The sequence below is a fragment of the Neptunicoccus sediminis genome, assembly GCF_001719615.1.
Classification (GTDB): Bacteria; Pseudomonadota; Alphaproteobacteria; order Rhodobacterales; family Rhodobacteraceae; genus Amylibacter; species Amylibacter sediminis.
Window position 1 is genome coordinate 289,153 of sequence record NZ_MDVX01000002.1, and the last position, 20,352, is coordinate 309,504.

Consider the following 20,352-nt stretch of genomic DNA (forward strand, 5'->3'; position numbering starts at 1 on the left):
GACGATCTGATGCGTGATGTCCTTAAACGCACAAAAACCATTGCCTGCATCGGGGTGTCTACCAATCCGGTGCGCCCCTCCCATTATGTTGCCCGTTATCTGGGACTGCGCGGGTATCGGGTGATTCCGGTCAACCCCGCCTATGCCGGACAGGAACTGCTGGGGGAAACCGTGCGGGGCGACCTGTCGGATCTCAAGGACGAGCCAATCGACATGGTGGATATTTTCCGCCGCTCCGAAGCGGTGCCCCCGATTGTCGAGGACAGTCTTGCGTTGTTCCTGCCCCAACTTCAAACCATCTGGATGCAAATTGGCGTGCGCCATGCACAAGCCGCGGCGCAGGCCGAAGCTGCGGGCGTGACCGTGATCCAGAACCGCTGCCCCAAAATAGAATATCAACGGCTTTTCGGTGAATTGCGCAAAGGCGGTTTTAACACGGGAATCATTTCTTCACGGTTGTGAAGGGGCGTGGATTGGGCATACTCTGCGCAAAACCGATCTACGAGGAGACAACCATGACAGACGAACCCAACTACGGCTTTGACACGTTGCAAGTGCACGCAGGCGCCCGCCCCGATCCCGCAACAGGGGCGCGGCAGACTCCGATTTATCAAAGCACCTCTTATGTGTTCCGCGATGCAGATCACGCAGCGGCGCTGTTTAACCTGCAAGAAGTGGGTTACATCTATTCCCGCCTGACCAACCCGACCGTAGCGGTGCTTCAGGAACGCATTGCGACCCTTGAAGGCGGTGCCGGGGCTGTCTGTTGTTCCTCTGGTCATGCGGCGCAGATCATGTCCCTGTTTCCCTTGATGGGACCGGGCTGTAACGTTGTCGTCTCCACACGTCTTTATGGCGGGTCGATCACCCAGTTCAGCCAGACCATCAAGCGTTTTGGCTGGTCCGCGAAATTCGTGGATCTGGATGACACGGATGCCGTTGCAGCGGCCATTGATGAAAACACCCGCGCGGTCTTTTGTGAAAGTGTGTCCAATCCGGGCGGTTACGTGACCGACATTCCAGCCATTGCTGCGATTGCGGATAAAGCGGGATTGCCCCTGATCGTCGATAACACCTCGGCCACGCCCTACCTGTGCCGTCCGATCGAAATGGGCGCGACACTGGTGGTCCATTCCACGACCAAATACCTGACCGGCTCTGGCACGGTAACAGGTGGTTGTGTTGTGGACAGCGGCAAGTTCGACTGGTCCAAAAGCGATAAATTTCCCTCGCTCAGCCAGCCGGAGCCTGCCTATCACGGCCTGAAATTCCACGAGACCTTTGGCGCACTGGCCTTTACCTTCCACGGCATCGCAATTGGCCTGCGTGATCTGGGCATGACGATGAACCCGCAAGGGGCGCATTACACTCTACTCGGGATCGAAACCCTGTCGCTGCGCATGGACCGTCACGTGGAAAACGCCAAAAAGGTTGCCGCTTGGCTGGAGAAGGACGATCGCGTCGAAACCGTCACCTATGCCGGACTGGACTCCTCCCCCTATGCAGAACGTGCAAGCAAGCTTTACCCCAAAGGCGCAGGTGCCCTGTTCACCTTCGCGGTGAAGGGCGGCTATGACGCCTGTATCAAGCTGGTGGACAGTCTGGAGATCTTCAGCCATGTGGCGAATCTCGGGGATACACGGTCGCTTATCATCCATCCGGCCTCTACCACCCACCGCCAGTTGACGCCTGAACAACAAGAAGCCGCCGGCGCTGCACCGGACACCGTGCGCCTGTCCATCGGGATTGAAACCGTCGAAGATCTGATCGCTGATCTGGATCAGGCGCTGAACAAGGCTACCGCAGCCTAAAAGATGCTCTGGCGTCCGCACCACGCGGGCGCCAGCCCTCCTTGCAGCAGATTTTAGCTGCTTTTGAGGCAAAACGCCGGACGAAATCTCTGCGCGACTTGAAATTTAATCCTTTTGATACGAAGTGCTTTTACACAGGACACCACCGCCGCTTGCGGGACCGTGATTCACACGACCAAACCGAAAACGGAAGACGACCAACACGGAAATCCTCCGCCTGATCCGGCGGAGCGTTCCAATTCCGGCAAAAATCTGCTACACTAAGGGCTTAGCCCAGCAAAACTGTAGCAATGAACGCCGGTGATGGTATATCCGCGCTGTGGATAGAGAGAATTTTATGATGATGGGTGAAACCAAACCGAATTTCGCACTCGATCTGTCGAACGAGGGCGTCGCTCTGTGGCATCGTGCTGGTGGAGGCGCTTGGACTGTGCTCGGTCATGTGCCGCTTGACGCGCCTGACCTGTCGGCACAGGTCAGCGCACTGCGGGATCAGGCGGTCAGCAACGGCGCAGGCAAGGTCCGCCAGTGCCGAACAGTGGTACGGGTGCCCCGCTCCGAGGTGCTGTTGTCCAAGGTCAGTCTGGGCGTATTCGAGGATGAAGCCGCGGAACGTCACGGGCTGCGCCAGATCGAAAAAATCTCGCCCCTGCCGATGGATGAAATCGTCTATGACATGGGCGAAAAGGGCTTTGGCAATATGGCCCCCATCGGGATTGTCGCCCGTCAAACCCTGCGGGAAGCGGAAGATTTCGCCAAGACCCACGGCTTTGACACGCTCTATTTCACCACTGAATACACCGAACGCGAATTCCACCGCGAACCACGTTTTTATCTTACAGAACAGTCTGTTGCGCCTAAGGCGTCCCGTTTTGTGCCGTGGCTGGCTGCCGCCTCTGTCGGTCTGGCGATCGGCTATTTCGGCTATTCGCAGTTTTCCTCGGATGCCAGCGACTATGACGCAGCCCCTGCTGTGGCCGCAGTTGAGCAAACGACCGGACAAACCGCCAACGACCAACAGACTGCGGCTTTGTCCGATCAGGCTGGCACGGCCAATCTGACAGGGTCCGTCGCAGCGCCTGAACCACAGGAAGACACCGCGCTGGCCGCGCCTGAAACCGACTCCGCCGCCAATGCGGAACCGGAACCAGCAGAGCCAACGCAGCGGGCCGTCTTGCAGGATATTGCACCGAACCTACCACTTGTCCGGATTGCGCTTAATGCACCAGCGCAAAGCTCATATCCCGAGCTTGCTACCAAGGCTGTCCCGCGCAATTCGGCCACGGACCGCCCCTTTATCATCCGCCTGCAACCCGAAGAATCAGTATCCCCCTTTGTGGCCGGAGAATCCGAACTGGTGAAAACCAGCAGCCTGCAAATTGCCGAAGCGCGTCGCGATCTGCCGGAAGTTGCGGTAAATGACGAAATTGTCGAGATCATCCAGAGCGATATGGCCCTTGCGGTCTATGCGCCCACAGAACCGGAAACGCCGGTTCGCCTTGCAGCGCTGACCCTGCCAAGCCAGTCTTTCGATCCGATCCTTCTGGGCAATTTGCCCGCAACGGATCGGGACGCAGCACCTGTGCCCCAAACCGCACAGGAACCTGCTGCCCGTCCGGTGCGCCCGCCGTCACCCATTACCGCCGAACCCGGTACTTTGACACCAACCAAAGAAGGCACCCCCGGGCCGGAATACATCATGATTTTCGCCGGCAAACCGCCGCAGCCGCCACGGGACCGTCCCGGCTCGGCCCTGCCAGCCGACCCGCTGGCCGGATTTAACCCCCGTCTGCGCCCCGACGATCTGGACGTTCCGGCAGATGCAATCGAAGACCCAGCCTCCGCAGCATTACTAGCTGGAAACACGACAGCAGTTGAAACCGGGGAAGAAACCGCGGCCCGAACAATTCTGGACTTGGCAGACCCCGCGCTCCGCCCCTATAGGGCACGGGTCCGCCCCGCCGATCTGGAGGTGCCAGCCCCGTCAGGTCCGGCGTTTGGACCGCCGACCATTGCGCAACTGGCTGATCCGGCCCTGCGGCCTTTACGTGCAAAGCTGCGCCCTGCCACATTGGATGTTCCCGAACAACTGGCAACACCTGTGTCAGAACCGGCCCCCGCCGCACACGAGGCGGCCACAACCGTTACGCAAGCTGACAGCGACGAACCAACACTGGAAACCACCGTTGCGGAAATCGCCAGCGAAGCGGATGTGGACGCCGAAACAGCCGCCATAGCCCAAACCGAAGCGCAAGAAGCCATCGAAAGCGCAACCTCACTGGCGCTGGCCAATCCCGCCCTGCGCCCGCAAGTCCGCCCGAGCGATCTGGCCGAAGACCTAGAGGTTGCAAGCCCTGATACGACCGGAACGCTGGCAGAAACCGAAGCGGCAACCGAGACCGCACAGGAACCCGAAGCCCCGACGTTGACTGCGCTGGCTGATCCGGCACTGGCAGGCCTTAAGGCCCGCAACCGCCCGACGAACCTGCGGGTTCTGACCCCGTTTGAAATGGAAGGGCTAGTCGCACTGGCCGATCCTGCGCTGGCGGGAAAGAAATCCCGTGCGCGCCCTGATGCGCTGCGGATTATTGCCCCCGAACCGGAACCTGAACCAGAGATCGTTGTTGCCTCTACCCAGCCGCAAAATACAATCGCCAGCGCCTCGCGGTTTGCCATCGACCAAAGCCCCCAGCCCAAGGCACGCCCTGCCCGTCTGGATCGTGTGGTCAAGCGTGTCGCAGCGACAGAACCCCGTGAAACCGGCGGACGCACGCGGGCCACAGCACAAACGCCCAAGGCCGCAGTTGGCACCGTAAAGGCACCCCCAACCCCCACCCGCACCAGTGTGGCCAATGCCGCCACGGAGCGGTCCAAATTCAGGCGCTCCCGTCTTAGTCTTGTGGGCGTCTTTGGCACCCCGAGCGCGCGTCGCGCCCTCGTGCGGACCTCGACAGGTCGCTATGTGAAGGTGAAAGCCGGTGACAGTCTGGGCGGCTGGCGCGTCTCTGCCATTGGCGAGGATAGCCTGCGGATCAAAAAAGGCAGCCGCGATCAGGTGTTGAAGATCCCGTAGGGCCACCCCTTCACCAAAAAAAGAAAAGCCGCCGGCAACACATGTTCCGGCGGCTTTTTCAATGGGCGAGCACCCGTTTACAGGTCAGGTCAGCATCACCGCAGCCAACCCGAGGAAGGCGAAAAAGCCGACCACATCCGTCACCGTTGTCACAAAAGCCCCCGATGCCAGCGCGGGGTCGATCTTCAGCTTGGTCAGGGTAATCGGGATCAGGATGCCCGCCATACCCGCAATCAACAGGTTGGCAATCATCGCCAGCCCCAGCACCACGCCCAGCATGGCAGAACCGAACCACGCCACGCCGACACCGCCGATGATCACAGCGAACATCAGACCGTTCAACAGGCCGACCATGACTTCGCGCCGGATCACTCGCATCGCGTTTGACGCCGTCAAATCCTTCGTCGCCAGCGCACGCACCGCAACCGTAAGGGTCTGCGTCCCCGCATTTCCCCCCATCGACGCCACAATCGGCATCAATACCGCCAAGGCGACGATGGCTTCAATCGTGTCGGAAAACTGCGAAATCACCACAGAGGCCAGAATTGCTGTGATCAAGTTGACGCCCAGCCACGGAAACCGCTGGCGGGTGGTGTCCAGAACACTGTCGGTCAGGCTTTCGTCACCGACACCGGCCAGCAAGCGAAGGTCTTCTTCGGTTTCCTCGTCCAGAACCAACATGGCATCGTCAATGGTGATCACGCCAACCAGACGGCCCATTTCGTCTACCACAGGAGCGGATACCATATGATACTGGTTAAAGGCATAAGCCACGTCTTCCTGACTTTGGGTGACAGGAATGACATGGAAATGTTCGTCCATGATCGTGGCGAGCATGGTGTCCCGCGGGCTCGACAACAGGTCGGACAGGGCCACCTTGCCGATGGGTTGCATCTTGGGATCGACGATTACCACCACATAGAAACGGTAGGGCAAATCGGTTTCGCCGCGCAGATGGTCAATGGCATCGCCCACAGTCCAATGGGCCGGTGCCATTACCAGCTCTCGCTGCATCAGACGGCCCGCACTCTCCTCGGGGTATTGCAAGGATTGCTCGACGACGACACGGTCCGCCTGCTCCAGCGCATCCAGGACGCGGGTTTGCTGGGGGTGTTCCAGATCTTCTACCAGATCCACCACATCATCGGATTCCAGATCCCTGAGCGCCGAGCTCATCACATCGGCCGGCAGGGTTTCGATCAGATCGGCCCGCAGGTTTTCATCCAGCTCCGACAGCACATCGCCGTCAAACTCTGTTCCCCAAAGCGCCAGCAAGCTTTCCCGCTCCGCGCCGGAAATCTGTTCCAGAACATCCGCAATATCGGCAGAATGCAGCGGCGCCAGAAGCTCTATCAGACGGGACTGGTCGCCCGCTTCCACTGCATCCAGAATGGCGTCAATCGCAACCGTATCAAGCGCATAGGCCCCGTCGCCGGTGTCAGGGTCCACATAGGCGTCGTCCGGTGTGATCTCTTCCTGCATATTTTTCCCCTGCTTTTGGTTTTCTTCTACCCGCTCGCCCCATTTGCAACAACACCAATTCCGGTAAAACCTGTGGTTTGCCTGATCAGAAAATCCCGTCTACTGTGAAGGTTGCTTGCAAACGATTTTATTGGCGTAACACAGAATTATGACAGACCAGAAACCCCAACAACTTCAGTTTAAAACCCTGTCCGACCTGCGCGAAGGTGCGGTGCTTCATCACCGAAAAGGTGATCTTGCTACGGCGCGGGATCTGTACCGCGCCTATCTTGCCCGCAGACCCAAGGACGGCCCGATCTGGTCCAATCTGGGCGCCCTGTTCCGCAGCGAGAAAAACTATCCGCTGGCGGTGGTCTGCCAGCAAAAGGCGCTCCAGATCGGCCCCGAGAGCGACACCGTGCTGAACAACGCGGCCAATGCGCTTTTTGATGCGGGTGAGCCGGAGAAGGCGCTCGCGTTACGGCGCAAGGCGCTGGCGCGGAACCCTTCAAACCCCGAGAACTGGTCTTCGCTTGGCAAATACCTGCGCGCCCTCGGCCGTTATGCAGAGGCCAAGGCGGAACTGGAAAAGGCGCTTAGGGTGCACCCTGACGAACCGGAATTGCATATCCAGCTGTCTTTTGCGCTGTTGGCGCTTGGGGATTATCCTGCGGGATTTGCCGAATTTGACTGGCGCTGGAAGGGGGATGAAATTTCGCTGCCTGAAATGCCGATGCCCAAATGGGCCGGAGAGGACCTGTCAGGAAAGACGCTTCTGGTCACACCGGAGCAAGGGTTTGGCGATACGATCCTGATGGCGCGATTCCTGAAGGGGGTTGCGGATATGGGTGCCGAAGTGCGTCTGTCGGTCAAACCACCGCTGCACCGCGTGTTTAAGGGGCTGGCGGGTGTGTCCAGCTTTGCGCTCAGCACCGCAGACCTTGAGGGGTGTGATTACTGGGTGCCGATGATGGACCTGCCCCGTTATCTGGGCACCACGCTTCAGACGCTGCCTGCCCCGACCACGTTAACCATACCGCAGGATTCACAGGATCGGGCCAGCGCCCTGCTTGCGCCGTTCAAGGACCAGTTCAAGGTTGGTGTGCTCTGGTCCGGTTCCGTAACCTATCGCGCCAACCATAAACGATCCTTCAGCCACCAGCAGTTCCTGCAACTGGCCGATGTTCCAAACCTGCAAATGTTCTCGCTTTATAAAGGTCCGCTGACACCAGCCTATCACGGGGATGGCACCTCTTGCGTGATCCTTGATGCTGCCGGAAACGACCGTGACTTTGCCGACAGTGCCGCGCTGATCCAGCAGCTTGACCTTGTGATCACGATGGACAGCGCCATCGCCCATGTCGCGGGTTCTTTGGGGGCGAAGGTCTGGAACCTGTTGCATTCAGAAGCCTACTGGCTTTATGAACCATTTCAGGATCACACCCCGTGGTATCCGTCTATGCGCCTGATCCGACAGGAAAAATCCGGTGACTGGGACCGCGTTTTTGTTAATCTCCGTAAGGAACTGGAAGAATTGGTAGACCGACATGGATGAAATTCTGACCCCCATTTCACCGGGTGAGCTGCTGGACAAGCTGACCATTCTGGCAATCAAGCTGGACCGGATCGAAGACCCCGAAAAGCTCGCCAATGTGAAAGTCGAACATGCAGCCTTGTTTGCGGTTGCCGACGAACATATTCCCAAGACCGAGGAAATCACCGTTCTCAACCACCGACTGCTGAACGTCAACCGCGAGCTGTGGGACATCGAAGACGCCATCCGCGACTGCGAGCGTGCGGGCGATTTCGGAGAGGAATTTATCCGGCTGGCCCGCGCGGTTTATGTCACCAATGACAAGCGAGCCGATTACAAAAAGCAGATAAATCAGGCGCTTGGCTCACATATTGTCGAAGAAAAATCCTATGCCGAATACTGAACTGATCCTCGGCCAAACCCTGTGTTTTGCCGGAGATCCCTTTCAGGACGGACCGGAAGCCGCCCGCCACACCGCCCGTGGAGCCGTGGCAATCCGTGAGGGTAAAATCCTTGCCACCGGAACCGCAGACAGCCTACGTGCCAGCTATCCGCAGGCGCGGGTGACGGATACGGGCGAAGCCCTGCTGATGGCAGGCTTTGTGGACAGTCATGTGCATTACCCGCAGACAGGTATCGTTGCCAGTTGGGGCAAGCGATTGATCGACTGGCTGAACACCTATACCTTTCCGGAAGAAATACGCTTTAATAATGCCGAATATGCCGATGAAATCGCATCTCTTTACTGCGATCTGGCGCTTAGCAACGGCACCACAACCGCTGCCAGTTACTGCACCATCCATCCTGAAAGCGTGGACGCCTATTTCACTGCGGCGCAGGAACGCGGGATGCGGATGCTCGGCGGGAAAACCTGCATGGACCGCAACGCGCCGGACGGTTTGCGCGACACGGTGCAATCCGCCTATGACGACAGCAAGGCGTTGCTGGAGCGCTGGCACGGGGTGGATCGCCTCGGCTATGTCATCACACCGCGGTTCGCGCCGACATCGACCGCTGACCAGCTTTCCGCATTAGGTACGCTCTGGGCGGAACACCCCGATTGCCTGATGCAAACCCATCTGTCTGAACAACACGAAGAAATCGCTTGGGTCAAAGACCTGTTTCCCGATGCGCGGGATTATCTTGATGTATACGAACAGCACGGGTTGGTGGGCAAAGGCGCGGTTATGGGTCATGCGATCCACCTCACCCCGCGGGAAATTGACCGGATGGCGGAACAGGGTGTCAGCATCGGCCATTGTCCCACCTCCAACACCTTTATCGGGTCCGGCCTGTGTGATGTAAGCGGCTTGCACCAGCGGGGGATTCCGGTGGGGCTGGCAACGGACACGGGGGGCGGTTCGTCCTTTTCCATGCTGCGCACCATGGCCTCTGCCTATGAGGTGGGCCAGTTGCGCGGTACGCCGTTGCATCCTGCACAATTGCTTTATCTCGCCACAGTCGGATCTAGCAAAGCCTTGGGGCTGCAGGATAAAATCGGCAACCTTGCTCAAGGTATGGAGGCTGATTTGATCGCGATTGATCTGGCCTCCACCCCTGCGATTGCGCAGCGCAGCAAACGGGCGGAGGACATCTGGGAAGCCGTTTTCCCCACCATTATGATGGGCGACGACCGCGCCATCGCCGGTGTTTGGGTCAATGGCAAGGAAGTTCGCTCAGGTTAACCCGCCAGACGTGCCGCAAGGCGGTTTTGGCGGGTGATCACCTCGCGCAGGTCCACGTTAACCATCTGCCCGCCCTGCACCACAGCGCGTCCCTCAACGTAAAGGTCGCGCACGTTATGGGGACCGGTCAGCACCAAAGCCGCCACCGGATCCCAGTTCCCCGCAGCCGCAAGGCCCGACATATCCCAAATGGCGAAATCTGCCCGTTTGCCCACTTCAAGCGATCCACAATCGGCGCGCCCCAGAACCTGCGCCCCGCCCAGCGTGGCAATCTCCAAAGCCTCCCGCGCGGCCATAGCGTCAGCGCCGTTCTGCACCCGCTGCAACAGCATCGCCTGCCGCGCCTCATCCAAAAGATGCCCCGCGTCATTAGAGGCCGATCCATCCACGCCAAGCCCGACACGTACCCCCGCATCCCGCATCTGGCGCACCGGCGCAATACCGGAGCCAAGACGGCAGTTTGAACAGGGACAATGGGCAACACCGGTTCCGGTTCTTGCAAACAAATCAATCTCTTGCGCGTCCAACCTCACGCAATGGGCGTGCCACACATCCGTTCCGGTCCACCCCATATCCTGCGCATATTGCCCCGGACGGCAGCCGAATTTTTCTTGGCTATAGGCAATATCCTCGTCGTTTTCCGCCAGATGGGTGTGCAGCATCACCCCCTTGTCCCGCGCCAGTGCCGCGCTGTCTTTCATCAGGCCGGTGCTGACCGAAAACGGTGAACACGGGGCCATGACAATGCGCAACATCGCACCCTCTTCGGCGTCGTGATAGCGGTCGGCCACGCGGATACAATCGTTCAGAATATCCGCCTCCCGTTCCACCAGATGATCGGGGGGTAGGCCGCCATCGCTCTCCCCGATGCTCATCGAACCACGGGCTGCGTGAAACCGCACACCAATGCTGCGGGCCGCCTCTATCGCGTCGTCGAGACTGGAGCCGTTGGGGAAAATATACTGGTGGTCGGAACTGAGCGTACAGCCCGAAAGTGCCAGTTCGGCCAGCCCCACCTGCGCCGACGTGAACATCTCTTCCGGCCCCATCCGTGCCCAGATCGGATAGAGCGTTTGCAACCAGCCGAACAACAGCGCGTCCTGTCCACCGGGCACCGCCCGTGTCAATGTCTGGAACAGATGGTGATGGGTGTTCACCAGACCGGGGGTGACAACGCAGCCCTGCGCGTTCACAGTTTGCGGGCCAGTCAGATCCTTGCCGATTTCGGCAACGACCCCGTTTTCCACCGCCATATCAACGCCCGAAAGTTCGGACCTTTCAGCATTCATCGTGACCAGATGGCCGATATTTTTGATAACAAGACGTGTCATGTCTAACTCTCCAATCCAAAGTAAAACCAGCGGCTGGTGCCGCTGGCATGATTGAAAAGTCGGGAAATTGGGGTTATCGACGCTTTGGCTCAGTTCGCGTAGAACGCATCCCCGAAACCGGCACCCCGTGCAGAGCGCAGCGCGGATTGCATCTGTGCTTCGCTGCTGAACGGCCCCAACAGAACAACTTTCAAATTCTTCCCATTGCGCGCGATGGTGCGGGTTCCGACCGGCAGACCGCCGGACTGAAACCGCGAAATCGTGCGGCGCGCATTGGTTGCATTCCCGAATGTCCCGACCTGAACATAGCGCTTGCCCGCACTACGCGCCTTTGGTTTCGGCTGCACATAGGACTTCGACGATTTGATCGCCTTGACGGTAGAACCGGCAACAGCCACCTGACGCACGCGGACGCGTTTCTGGATCAGACGGCGGGGGACTGTATTGGTCCAGACCATTTCCATCTGCGCATCGCCGCGGGCTGTGACATCAGGATCAATGATCGTCCCAACGGTTTGCAGACCGTGTATCGGGTCAACCACTTGGGCCTTTGTCACCTTACGCACAGGTTTTGCCGGCTTTTTGTAAACGCTGGCATTGGCCGCTGCCGCCGCTTGCAGGCGGCGTTGCTTTTGCTGGCGTACCAGATCACCCGGATGCACGGTCTGTGCTGCGGGCGGCGTATAAGCTGTTGCAACGCGCCGCGCCGGTACGGTCTTTACCACAGTCGTTTGCAGCGGACGGGCGGGGGTGCGGCTGTCTAGGCCGGCATTTTCCGCCTGATCGCGGCCAGAGCGCACCAGATCGCCGGGATGGACCGCTTGCGGCCCCCGTTGAACCAGATTGGTCCGCGTCATTGCAGGTGCAGCGGTCGCAACTGTCACCGGACGGGCCTTTACCGTCCGTTTAGGTGCGGTTTTAACCCGTACCTTTGGCGCAGGTTTGGCCACTGCAACCTTTTTCGGGGGGATTTTCACGACCTGACGCGCAGGTTCCGCAGCAGCAATTTCCGGCAATGAAAGGTCCACAACCTGATTGCTGGATTGCACGGGTTTCGCCTGCTTCAGCGCAGCAAGCTGGCTGCCGGACAGCGAAGGCCGATTGCTTGGCGAACAATACACCTTGCGCTTGCGGTTGACGCGGGGCACCCAAGTGACCCGTCCGCCAAATCCGGCGCGAATGAAGACGCAGCCGCGGCTGTCGACATATTGTTTGCCAGTGTAGGATTGGGGGGGATTTTCGGCCGGTGCCGTGATCTTGCGCAGGGACTGTGCCTCTGCGGGATCAGATAGTGTGAAGACAACCGCAAATCCTGTTGCCATGCCTGCCGCCATTTTGATTATATCACGCATCTCAAGCCCTTTTGGATACATTTTTTACCTGCCTTTTTTGCAGTAAACCTGCCTTTTTTAAGACACAATGTAAAGTAATTTAGGCCTATTGTCGCTATATTTCGTGGTGATTCCGCGCCCGACCCCATAGTTTGGGGGTGTCACCTATGGCTGCTTACTTGAACAAAAGCGCCCAACCCCCTCTGTCCCCAGCCTTTTACCAGCCCGTGGTCGCGTTTAAGGATCGCGGTGACTCTGACGGATTAGTCCTAGCCTTTGGCCCAGTTTTCCAGCTTGCGATAAAGCGTTGAGGGCGACACATCAAGGTGGACTGCGGCCCGCGGGATTGAGCCTTGATAGTGCCGGATGGTCAGTTCAACCACGGCCTTTTCAATCTCTGAAAGGGTCAGCCCGTCCCGGATCAGCGTGCGCAAGGCGGCCTCGTAAACGTCACTCTGGCTTTGCCCGCCACTACCTCCGTCCAACCTGTTGCGGGTGGTGGCGGTCTGGTCTTCGCGAAATGCCTTGATAAAGCTGCGGGGCAGATGGGCCGGTGTCACCACCCCTGCCGGAGCCGCGTCGGCCACGCTGCGCAACAGCTTCAGCAGCTCTGCCTGTTGACCGGGCCAGCTGTAATGCTCGAACATGTCACGGACCTCGGCGCCAAGCTCAAGATCTCCGCGCCCGATTGCACGGCTATAAGCGCCAAACAGCTCTTGTGCGATAACGCTTACCGAAAACCGCCCGCCATTCAGCCCCGGCACCGCGAGCGTTGCGACGGACAGGCGGTAATACAGGTCTTCGCGCAAACGCCCTGCCTCCATCGCGGCTTGGGGTCGTAAAGACGTGCCGCAAATGACGCGAATATCCGCTCTGTGCGTCTCGCCCTGCCCGTCTTTGATCAGTCCGGTTTGCAGATACCACAAAAGCTGGGTCTGGATTTTGAAGGGTAGATCACAAATATCGTTAAGAAAAACCGTGCCGCCTGTTTTCACCAGATCAATGGGCAACCGATCGTAAAATTCGCCAGCCCTGCCCTTTTTACAGTCCAGCGCAACAAAAATGCGGTCTCGCAGGGTGGATTTCACATGGATGAGACGAGCAACGGATTCTTTCATCACCCCCTTGGGTCCAGTAATCAGCACCGGCGCCAGAGACGGGGCAAACTGCGCCACCGTACGATGCACCGCTGCATCCAGTGCGAGATACCCGCGAAAGGACTCCTCGGGGGGATTACCCTTAGGATCGTCATCCAGCACCAAGGCGGCGTTGTTCACGATATGTAAAATTCGATGGCTGTCATACGGCTTTACGATGAAATCAAACGCGCCAATCTTCATCGCATCGGACGCCTGTTTCATTGAACCGCTGGCGGTGGTGACAATGATCCGCGTTCGGGGTTTTGCCCCCAACATACCGCCGATCACCGCTTTAACCTCTTGCTCTGCCATCAGCAGATCAATGATTACAATGGCATGGCCACTGGTTGTAAAAAGCTCCGCTGCTTTGGGCAAACTAGAGGCCAGATCGACTTCATAGCCGTGCTCCTCAAGTTGACGGGCGCAAGAGCTGAGAAGTTGCTCGCTCCCCTCAACAATGAGTATCCGGCCAACCACGGGTTACTCCGGCCCGGGTTGCGACAAATTAAAAGGAGGGCTTGGGCAAGTCTGTAACACGGCGCTTTTCTTGTTTGTCTAAGAAACCGCACCCTGATCCGGATGCGGAATGTTTATAAAACATATTAACCTGTTAAGACCAGCCCGCAAGCTACCTAGGGTAGCCCAAATTTTTAAATGACGCTGCGATCTCGTCAACGATAGCGGGATCGTCGATTGTGGCGGGGGTTTTGAATGTTTCCCCGTCGGCAATCTTGGCCATCGTCGCCCGCAGGATCTTACCGGATCGGGTTTTGGGCAGACGGTCCACCACACAGGCCAGTTTGAATGCAGCCACAGGACCGATCTTGTCGCGCACCATTTGCACGCATTCCGCCACGATGTCCCCGTGCGGACGGTCCACTCCGGCGGTCAGGCACAGGACTCCCAACGGCAACTGCCCTTTCAGCGGGTCAGCCACGCCGATCACCGCGCATTCGGCCACATCGGGATGACCGGCGAGGATTTCCTCCATCGCGCCAGTGGACAGCCGGTGGCCCGCCACGTTGATCACATCATCGGTCCGCGCCATGATGTAAAGATAGCCGTCCGCATCCTTCATCCCCGCATCGCCGGTTTCGTAATACCCCTCAAAAGTCTGGAGATAGGCAGAGCGGTAGCGGTCCTCGGCGTTCCATAGTGTCGGCAAAGTGCCCGGTGGCAGCGGCAGTTTCACCGCAATCGCGCCCAACTCCCCTGCGGGCATTTCCTCGCCCTCGTCGCTGAGGATGCGCACATCATAACCCGGCATCGGCACAGTCGGAGAACCGACCTTTACCGGCAGGGCCTCTATCCCCATCGGGTTGCCCACCATCGGGAATCCGGTTTCGGTCTGCCACCAGTGGTCGATTACCGGAATCCCCAGTTGATCCTGCGCCCACAGAATTGTGTCAGGATCGGCCCGTTCGCCTGCCAGAAACAGGGTTTCAAGGTTCGATAGGTCATATTTCTTCCGGTACTCCCCCTTGGGGTCTTCCCGTTTTATTGCACGGAATGCGGTTGGGGCGGTGAACATGGCGCGCACCTTATAATCCTGCATCACCCGCCAGAACGTGCCCGCATCCGGCGTGCCGACAGGCTTGCCCTCAAACACCACGGTCGTGTTGCCGTGGATCAGCGGCGCGTAACAAATATAGGAATGCCCCACGACCCAGCCCACATCCGATGCGGCCCAGAACACATCACCCGGATCGACGCCGTAGACGTTTTTCATGGTCCAGTTCAGCGCCACCAGATGCCCGCCTGTGTGACGCACAACGCCCTTGGGCTGGCCAGTGGTGCCAGAGGTATAAAGCACATAAACCGGATCATTGCCCTTTACCGGAACACAGGGCGCCGGCGTGACATCGGCCTGAATCTCTTCCCAGTCGTGATCACGCCCCGGTTCCAAAGTCGCCTCGGCCTGTTCGCGCTGGAAGATGATGCAGGTTTCCGGCTTGTGGCTGGCCATCGCTATCGCTTCGTCAAGCAGCGGCTTATAGGCGATGACGCGCCCCGGTTCGATGCCGCAACTGCTGGCGATGACGGCTTTGGGGGTGGCATCGTCAATCCGCGTGGCCAATTCGCTGGCGGCAAATCCGCCGAACACGACCGAGTGGATCGCACCGATCCGCGCACAGGCGAGCATGGCAATAATCGCCTCCGGGGTCATCGACATATAGATGATCACCCGATCGCCCTTGCTGATCCCCTGCTCCAGCAAGGCGCCGCCCAGACGGGCAACGCGTGTTTGTAGCTCGCCGTAGGTGATCCGACATTTCGCGCCGGTAATCGGGCTGTCGTAGATGATCGCATCCTGATCGCCGCGCCCGTTTTCCACATGCCGGTCCACAGCATTATAGCAGGTGTTCACCACACCGTCGGAGAACCATTCATAGAGGGGGGCATTATCGTCGTGCAGCGCCTTGGTCGGTTCTACAATCCAGTCGATGGCTTTGGCAGCCTCCATCCAGAATGCCTCTGGATCGGCCTGCCAGTCTGCGTAGACCTCTTTGTACCCCATGGTTTCTCCTCCAGTTCGTCATATTAATCGTAAGAATGCACCGACGTTCCGGCCAGTGCGGCAATATTCAACAATCCCCGCGGCGTGATCGACGGGGTGACAATATGGGCCTTGTTGCCCATTCCCATCAGGATGGGGCCAACCTCCAGCCCTCCAGCACGGGTCTTTAACACGTTACGCACCGCACTGGCCGCGTCGGTATTGGCAAAGACCAGCGTGTTGGCTGCCCCCTCCAGACGGCTGTCGGGCATGATCCGTGCACGGACCTCCGGATCGAGCGCGCTGTCCGCGTGCATTTCGCCTTCGTATTGGAAATCCAGATCCAGCCCGTCGAGAATTTCCAGCGCACCGCGCATCCGGCGGCCGCTTTCCGTGTCCAGATTGCCGAACTGGGAATGGGACAACAGCGCCACTTTGGGCGCGACGCCAAAGCGTTTTACATGGCGGGCAGCGGCAATCACCGTCTGAGCAATCTGGTCGGTAGTGGGTTCGGGATTAACTTGCGTATCGGCGACGAACAAAGCGCCGCTCTGCTGGATCATCACCGAAAGCGCACCAACAGGGTGCAAATTTCCCCGACCCAGAATTTCGCTGACGTATTTCAGGTGCCACAGGTACTGGCCGAAGGTGCCGCAGATCAGGCTGTCGGCCTCTCCACGGTGCACGGCCACGGCGCCAATAGCGGTGGTATTGGTGCGCATGATCGCCTTGGCAAGATCGGGCGTCACGCCGCGCCGCTTCATCAGATCATAATAGGTCTGCCAGTAATCACGGTAGCGGCTGTCGCTTTCCGGATTGATTACGTCAAAATCCATCTCCGGCTGGATGCGCAGCCCCGCGCGGGCAATCCGCGCCTTGATCACTTCGGGACGCCCGATCAGGATTGGACGGTCCACGCCCTCTTCCATCATGGCGCCAACGGTGCGCAACACCCGTTCACTTTCTCCTTCGGCAAAGATCAGGCGGCGGACAGTGTTGCGGGCCAGCTCGAACACGGGGCGCATGATGAAGGCAGACTTAAAGACCGACCGATCCAGATCGGCCTTATAATCCTCGATGCTTTCGACAGGACGTTTGGCAACGCCGCTTTCCATCGCGGCCTTGGCAACGGCACTGGCGACAATTCCCATCAGGCGCGGATCGAAAGGTTTCGGGATCAGGTAATCCGGCCCGAAGGCCATTTTCTCGCCCTGATAGGCGGCAGCGGCCTCAGCACTGCTGGTGGCACGGGCCAGTTCGGCAATACCGTTGACGCAGCCGATTTGCATGGCGTCGTTAATCTCGGTCGCGCCCACGTCCAGTGCGCCGCGAAAGATAAAGGGAAAGCACAGAACATTGTTCACCTGATTGGGATAGTCCGAACGCCCTGTCGCAATAATCGCATCCGGTGCCACCGCCTTGGCCGCATCCGGCATGATTTCAGGCGTGGGATTGGCCAGCGCAAAGATGATTGGCTGCGATGTCATCCGTTTGACCATCTCAGGCTTCAGCACACCCGGACCGGACAGACCGAGGAACAGATCCGCGCCGTCAATGACCTGATCCAGCGTCCGCAAGTCGCTGGCTTGGGCAAAGGCAGCTTTCTGCGGGTTCATATCCTTGGTGCGGCCCTCATAAACCAGCCCGTGAATATCGCAGAGCCATATATTCTCGCGCCTTACACCCAGTTTGACCAGCATGTTCAGACAGGCGATCCCCGCAGCACCGCCCCCTGTGGAGACGATTTTAATATCCTCGAACCGTTTGCCTGCGACCTCTATCGCGTTGGTGGCCGCGGCGCCTACAACAATGGCGGTGCCGTGCTGATCATCGTGGAACACCGGAATGCTCATCCGCTCGCGGCAGATTTTTTCCACGATAAAACAATCCGGTGCCTTAATGTCCTCAAGGTTGATCGCCCCGAAGGTCGGCTCCATCGCGCAGACAATTTCCGCCAGTTTTTCAGGATCGCTTTCGTCCAGTTCAATATCGAAACAGTCGATGTTGGCGAATTTCTTGAACAGGACGGCCTTGCCCTCCATAACCGGCTTTGAGGCCAGCGCCCCGATATTCCCGAGACCCAGCACAGCCGTGCCGTTACTGACCACACCGACCAGATTGCCCCGTGTGGTGTAACGTTCGGCTGCGCTGCGGTCCTCTTTGATTTCGAGACACGCCTCTGCCACGCCCGGACTATAGGCCAGCGACAGATCCCGCTGGTTGCCCATAGGCTTGGTGGCCCTGATCTCCAGCTTTCCGGGCTTGGGGTGCTGGTGGTAATTCAGGGCGCGGGATTTAGGCGTGTCGACCATGGTGTTTCCTTAACTGGATTTTATCAGTTCAAGGATGTTGCGTGCTGCGGAAGGAATGTTCGTTCCCGGCCCAAAGATCGCCTTCACCCCTGATTTGTAAAGGAAATCATAGTCCTGTTGCGGAATGACGCCGCCACAGATCACGATGATGTCCTCTGCTTTCTGGTCTTTTAGCGCCTGAACCAACTGGGGGGCCAGCGTTTTATGCCCCGCCGCCTGAGAAGAAATACCGATCACATGCACATCGTTGTCAATGGCATCCCGTGCGGCCTCTTCCGGTGTCTGGAACAGCGGCCCGACGTCCACATCAAAGCCGATGTCAGCAAAGGCGGTCGCGATGACTTTGGCGCCGCGGTCGTGACCGTCCTGCCCCATTTTCACCACCAGCATGCGCGGACGGCGGCCCTCTTCCTTGGCGAAGGCATCCACATCTGCCTGAATTTGTGCAAAGCCTTCGTCGCCTTCATAGGCGGCACCGTATACCCCTGCCAATGTCTTTACCTCTGCTCTATGACGCCCGAAGGCGGCTTCCATTGCGTCCGAAATCTCGCCCACCGTAGCGCGCGCGCGCGCCGCCTCAACCGCCAGCGCCAGCAGGTTGCCTTCACCCGTGCGTGCGCCCTGCTCCAGCAGCATTAACGCCTGTGCGCAGGCATCCGCATCCCGTGTGGCGCGGATTTTCTCAAGCCGTGCAATCTGGCTGTCGCGCACGGCGGAATTGTCGATGTCGCGGATGTTGATTTCGGGCTGTTTATCAAGGGTGAACTTGTTCAACCCGACCACAACCTCATCACCCCGATCCACTGCGGCCTGACGGCGGGCGGCGGCCTCTTCAATGCGGAGTTTGGGCATGCCAGAGGCCACGGCCTTGGTCATGCCGCCCATATCATCCACTTCCTGAATGATCTTGCGCGCCTCATTCGCCAACTCGTTGGTCAGGTTTTCGATGTAGTAAGAGCCTGCCAGCGGATCGACCACATTGGTCACGCCGGTTTCGTTTTGCAGGATCAACTGGGTGTTGCGGGCCAACCGCGAGGATTCTTCGGTTGGCAGGGCAATTGCCTCGTCAAAGGAGTTGGTATGCAGGCTTTGCGTGCCGCCCAGCACCGCGCTCATCGCTTCATAGGCAGTTCGTACCACATTGTTGTATGGGTCTTGTTCCTGCAAGGAGACGCCGGATGTCTGGCAGTGGGTGCGCAGCATAGAGGAACCCGGCTTCTTGGGATTGAACTCTGCCATTATTTCCGCCCAAAGCAGACGCGCCGCCCGCAGTTTGGCGATTTCCATGAAGAAATTCATGCCGATCGCAAAGAAGAATGACAGGCGCCCCGCAAAAGCATCTACATCCATGCCCTTGGCAATCGCCGTTTTGACGTATTCCTTACCGTCAGCCAGCGTAAAGGCCAGTTCCTGCACCAGATTGGCGCCTGCCTCCTGCATGTGATAGCCGGAAATCGAGATCGAGTTGAACTTCGGCATGTCAGTCGCGGTAAACTCGATAATATCCGCAACGATCCGCATGGAAGGCTCTGGCGGGTAGATATAGGTGTTGCGCACCATGAACTCTTTGAGGATGTCGTTCTGGATCGTGCCGGACAGAACCTTGCGGTCGTGGCCCTGCTCTTCGCCCGCAACGATAAAGGAGGCCAGCACAGGGATCACCGCGCCGTTCATGGTCATCGACACAGAAATCTGGTCCAGCGGGATGCCGTCGAACAGAATTTTCATATCCTCAACGGAATCAATGGCAACACCGGCCTTACCGACATCGCCGACAACCCGTTCGTGATCACTATCATAACCGCGATGGGTCGCCAGATCGAAGGCAACAGAGACCCCCTGCTGCCCGCCTTTCAGCGCCTGACGGTAAAACTCGTTGGATTCCTCAGCCGTCGAAAAGCCTGCATACTGGCGGATGGTCCAGGGACGGCCTGTGTACATGGTGGCCCTTGGACCGCGCGTGTAAGGGTTCACCCCCGGCACACCGCCCAGATGATCCAAACCTTCAAGGTCATCCTCGGTATAGACCGGCTTCACTGTAATACCCTCGGGGGTTTCCCAGTTCAGACTGTCCAGCGGTTTGCCGCGCAGTTCTTTTTCTGCCAGCGTTTCCCAGTTCTTTTTATCCTCTGCGCTCATGTTCTGCGCTCCCTTTCGTTGACTGTCGCGGTTTGCCCG

At 58.6% G+C, this 20,352-nt stretch carries 13 protein-coding genes; 6 read left to right on the top strand and 7 right to left on the bottom strand.

Features of this window, described 5'->3' with window-relative positions:
* Positions 1-9: 9 nt before the first annotated feature.
* The 3 genes from BFV97_RS05325 to BFV97_RS05335 all read left to right on the top strand — a co-directional run bounded on the left by BFV97_RS05325 (position 10) and on the right by BFV97_RS05335 (position 4,884).
* On the top strand, positions 10-462 hold the full coding sequence (locus BFV97_RS05325) for a CoA-binding protein (protein WP_245667590.1): 453 nt from the start codon (positions 10-12) through the stop codon (positions 460-462).
* Positions 463-515: 53 nt separating this feature from the next.
* Positions 516-1,811: an O-acetylhomoserine aminocarboxypropyltransferase/cysteine synthase family protein gene (locus tag BFV97_RS05330; RefSeq protein WP_069299521.1), complete on the top strand. Its 1,296-nt coding sequence runs from the start codon at positions 516-518 to the stop codon at positions 1,809-1,811.
* 337 nt (positions 1,812-2,148) lie between these two features.
* Positions 2,149-4,884, top strand: coding sequence for a hypothetical protein (locus BFV97_RS05335; protein ID WP_157888267.1), 2,736 nt, complete (start codon positions 2,149-2,151; stop codon positions 4,882-4,884).
* 84 nt (positions 4,885-4,968) lie between these two features.
* Here the strand turns inward: BFV97_RS05335 and mgtE are convergent, their stop codons facing one another.
* A complete protein-coding gene (mgtE, locus tag BFV97_RS05340; protein WP_069299307.1) occupies positions 4,969-6,366 on the bottom strand; it encodes a magnesium transporter in 1,398 nt (465 codons plus the stop codon).
* A 148-nt stretch (positions 6,367-6,514) separates the two neighbouring features.
* Here mgtE and BFV97_RS05345 point away from each other — a divergent pair, with 148 nt between their 5' ends.
* The 3 genes from BFV97_RS05345 to guaD are packed head-to-tail and all read left to right on the top strand — an operon-like array spanning position 6,515 to position 9,564.
* Positions 6,515-7,900 (top strand): tetratricopeptide repeat protein, encoded by a 1,386-nt coding sequence (locus BFV97_RS05345; RefSeq protein WP_069299308.1) that lies wholly within the window; start codon positions 6,515-6,517, stop codon positions 7,898-7,900.
* Positions 7,893-8,282 (top strand): DUF6165 family protein, encoded by a 390-nt coding sequence (locus BFV97_RS05350; protein WP_069299309.1) that lies wholly within the window; start codon positions 7,893-7,895, stop codon positions 8,280-8,282. Before BFV97_RS05345 ends, BFV97_RS05350 begins: the two co-directional genes overlap by 8 nt.
* Complete coding sequence (gene guaD, locus BFV97_RS05355; protein ID WP_069299310.1) at positions 8,269-9,564, top strand: guanine deaminase; 1,296 nt, start codon at positions 8,269-8,271, stop codon at positions 9,562-9,564. Before BFV97_RS05350 ends, guaD begins: the two co-directional genes overlap by 14 nt.
* On the opposite strand, the gene BFV97_RS05360 is transcribed toward guaD, so the two are convergent.
* From BFV97_RS05360 to scpA, 6 genes are all read right to left on the bottom strand, one after another.
* Positions 9,561-10,895 (bottom strand): 8-oxoguanine deaminase, encoded by a 1,335-nt coding sequence (locus BFV97_RS05360; RefSeq protein WP_069299311.1) that lies wholly within the window; start codon positions 10,893-10,895, stop codon positions 9,561-9,563. The genes guaD and BFV97_RS05360 overlap by 4 nt on opposite strands.
* Positions 10,896-10,984: 89 nt before the next feature.
* Positions 10,985-12,247 (bottom strand): SPOR domain-containing protein, encoded by a 1,263-nt coding sequence (locus tag BFV97_RS05365; RefSeq protein ID WP_157888268.1) that lies wholly within the window; start codon positions 12,245-12,247, stop codon positions 10,985-10,987.
* Positions 12,248-12,495: 248 nt separating this feature from the next.
* On the bottom strand, positions 12,496-13,842 hold the full coding sequence (locus BFV97_RS05370; protein WP_083225525.1) for a sigma-54-dependent transcriptional regulator: 1,347 nt from the start codon (positions 13,840-13,842) through the stop codon (positions 12,496-12,498).
* Between the two features lie 151 nt (positions 13,843-13,993).
* Complete coding sequence (locus BFV97_RS05375) at positions 13,994-15,883, bottom strand: propionyl-CoA synthetase (RefSeq protein ID WP_069299314.1); 1,890 nt, start codon at positions 15,881-15,883, stop codon at positions 13,994-13,996.
* A gap of 23 nt (positions 15,884-15,906) precedes the next feature.
* Positions 15,907-18,174, bottom strand: a complete 2,268-nt coding sequence (locus tag BFV97_RS05380; protein ID WP_069299315.1) for an NADP-dependent malic enzyme — start codon at positions 18,172-18,174, stop codon at positions 15,907-15,909.
* 9 nt (positions 18,175-18,183) lie between these two features.
* The gene (scpA, locus tag BFV97_RS05385; protein WP_069299316.1) at positions 18,184-20,313 is read right to left on the bottom strand and encodes a methylmalonyl-CoA mutase; all 2,130 of its coding nucleotides are present in this window, start codon (positions 20,311-20,313) and stop codon (positions 18,184-18,186) included.
* Positions 20,314-20,352: the final 39 nt, after the last annotated feature.

Bases quoted from the DNA above. Each gene is read 5' to 3' on its own strand.
- guaD (WP_069299310.1), top strand. From the start codon at position 8,269: ATGCCGAATACTGAACTGATCCTCGGCCAAACCCTGTGTTTTGCCGGA.
- BFV97_RS05375 (WP_069299314.1), bottom strand. From the start codon at position 15,883: ATGGGGTACAAAGAGGTCTACGCAGACTGGCAGGCCGATCCAGAGGCA.
- BFV97_RS05360 (WP_069299311.1), bottom strand. From the start codon at position 10,895: ATGACACGTCTTGTTATCAAAAATATCGGCCATCTGGTCACGATGAAT.
- BFV97_RS05365 (WP_157888268.1), bottom strand. From the start codon at position 12,247: ATGCGTGATATAATCAAAATGGCGGCAGGCATGGCAACAGGATTTGCG.
- BFV97_RS05325 (WP_245667590.1), top strand. From the start codon at position 10: ATGCGTGATGTCCTTAAACGCACAAAAACCATTGCCTGCATCGGGGTG.
- BFV97_RS05380 (WP_069299315.1), bottom strand. From the start codon at position 18,174: ATGGTCGACACGCCTAAATCCCGCGCCCTGAATTACCACCAGCACCCC.
- BFV97_RS05345 (WP_069299308.1), top strand. From the start codon at position 6,515: ATGACAGACCAGAAACCCCAACAACTTCAGTTTAAAACCCTGTCCGAC.
- BFV97_RS05335 (WP_157888267.1), top strand. From the start codon at position 2,149: ATGATGATGGGTGAAACCAAACCGAATTTCGCACTCGATCTGTCGAAC.
- mgtE (WP_069299307.1), bottom strand. From the start codon at position 6,366: ATGCAGGAAGAGATCACACCGGACGACGCCTATGTGGACCCTGACACC.
- BFV97_RS05350 (WP_069299309.1), top strand. From the start codon at position 7,893: ATGGATGAAATTCTGACCCCCATTTCACCGGGTGAGCTGCTGGACAAG.
- scpA (WP_069299316.1), bottom strand. From the start codon at position 20,313: ATGAGCGCAGAGGATAAAAAGAACTGGGAAACGCTGGCAGAAAAAGAA.
- BFV97_RS05330 (WP_069299521.1), top strand. From the start codon at position 516: ATGACAGACGAACCCAACTACGGCTTTGACACGTTGCAAGTGCACGCA.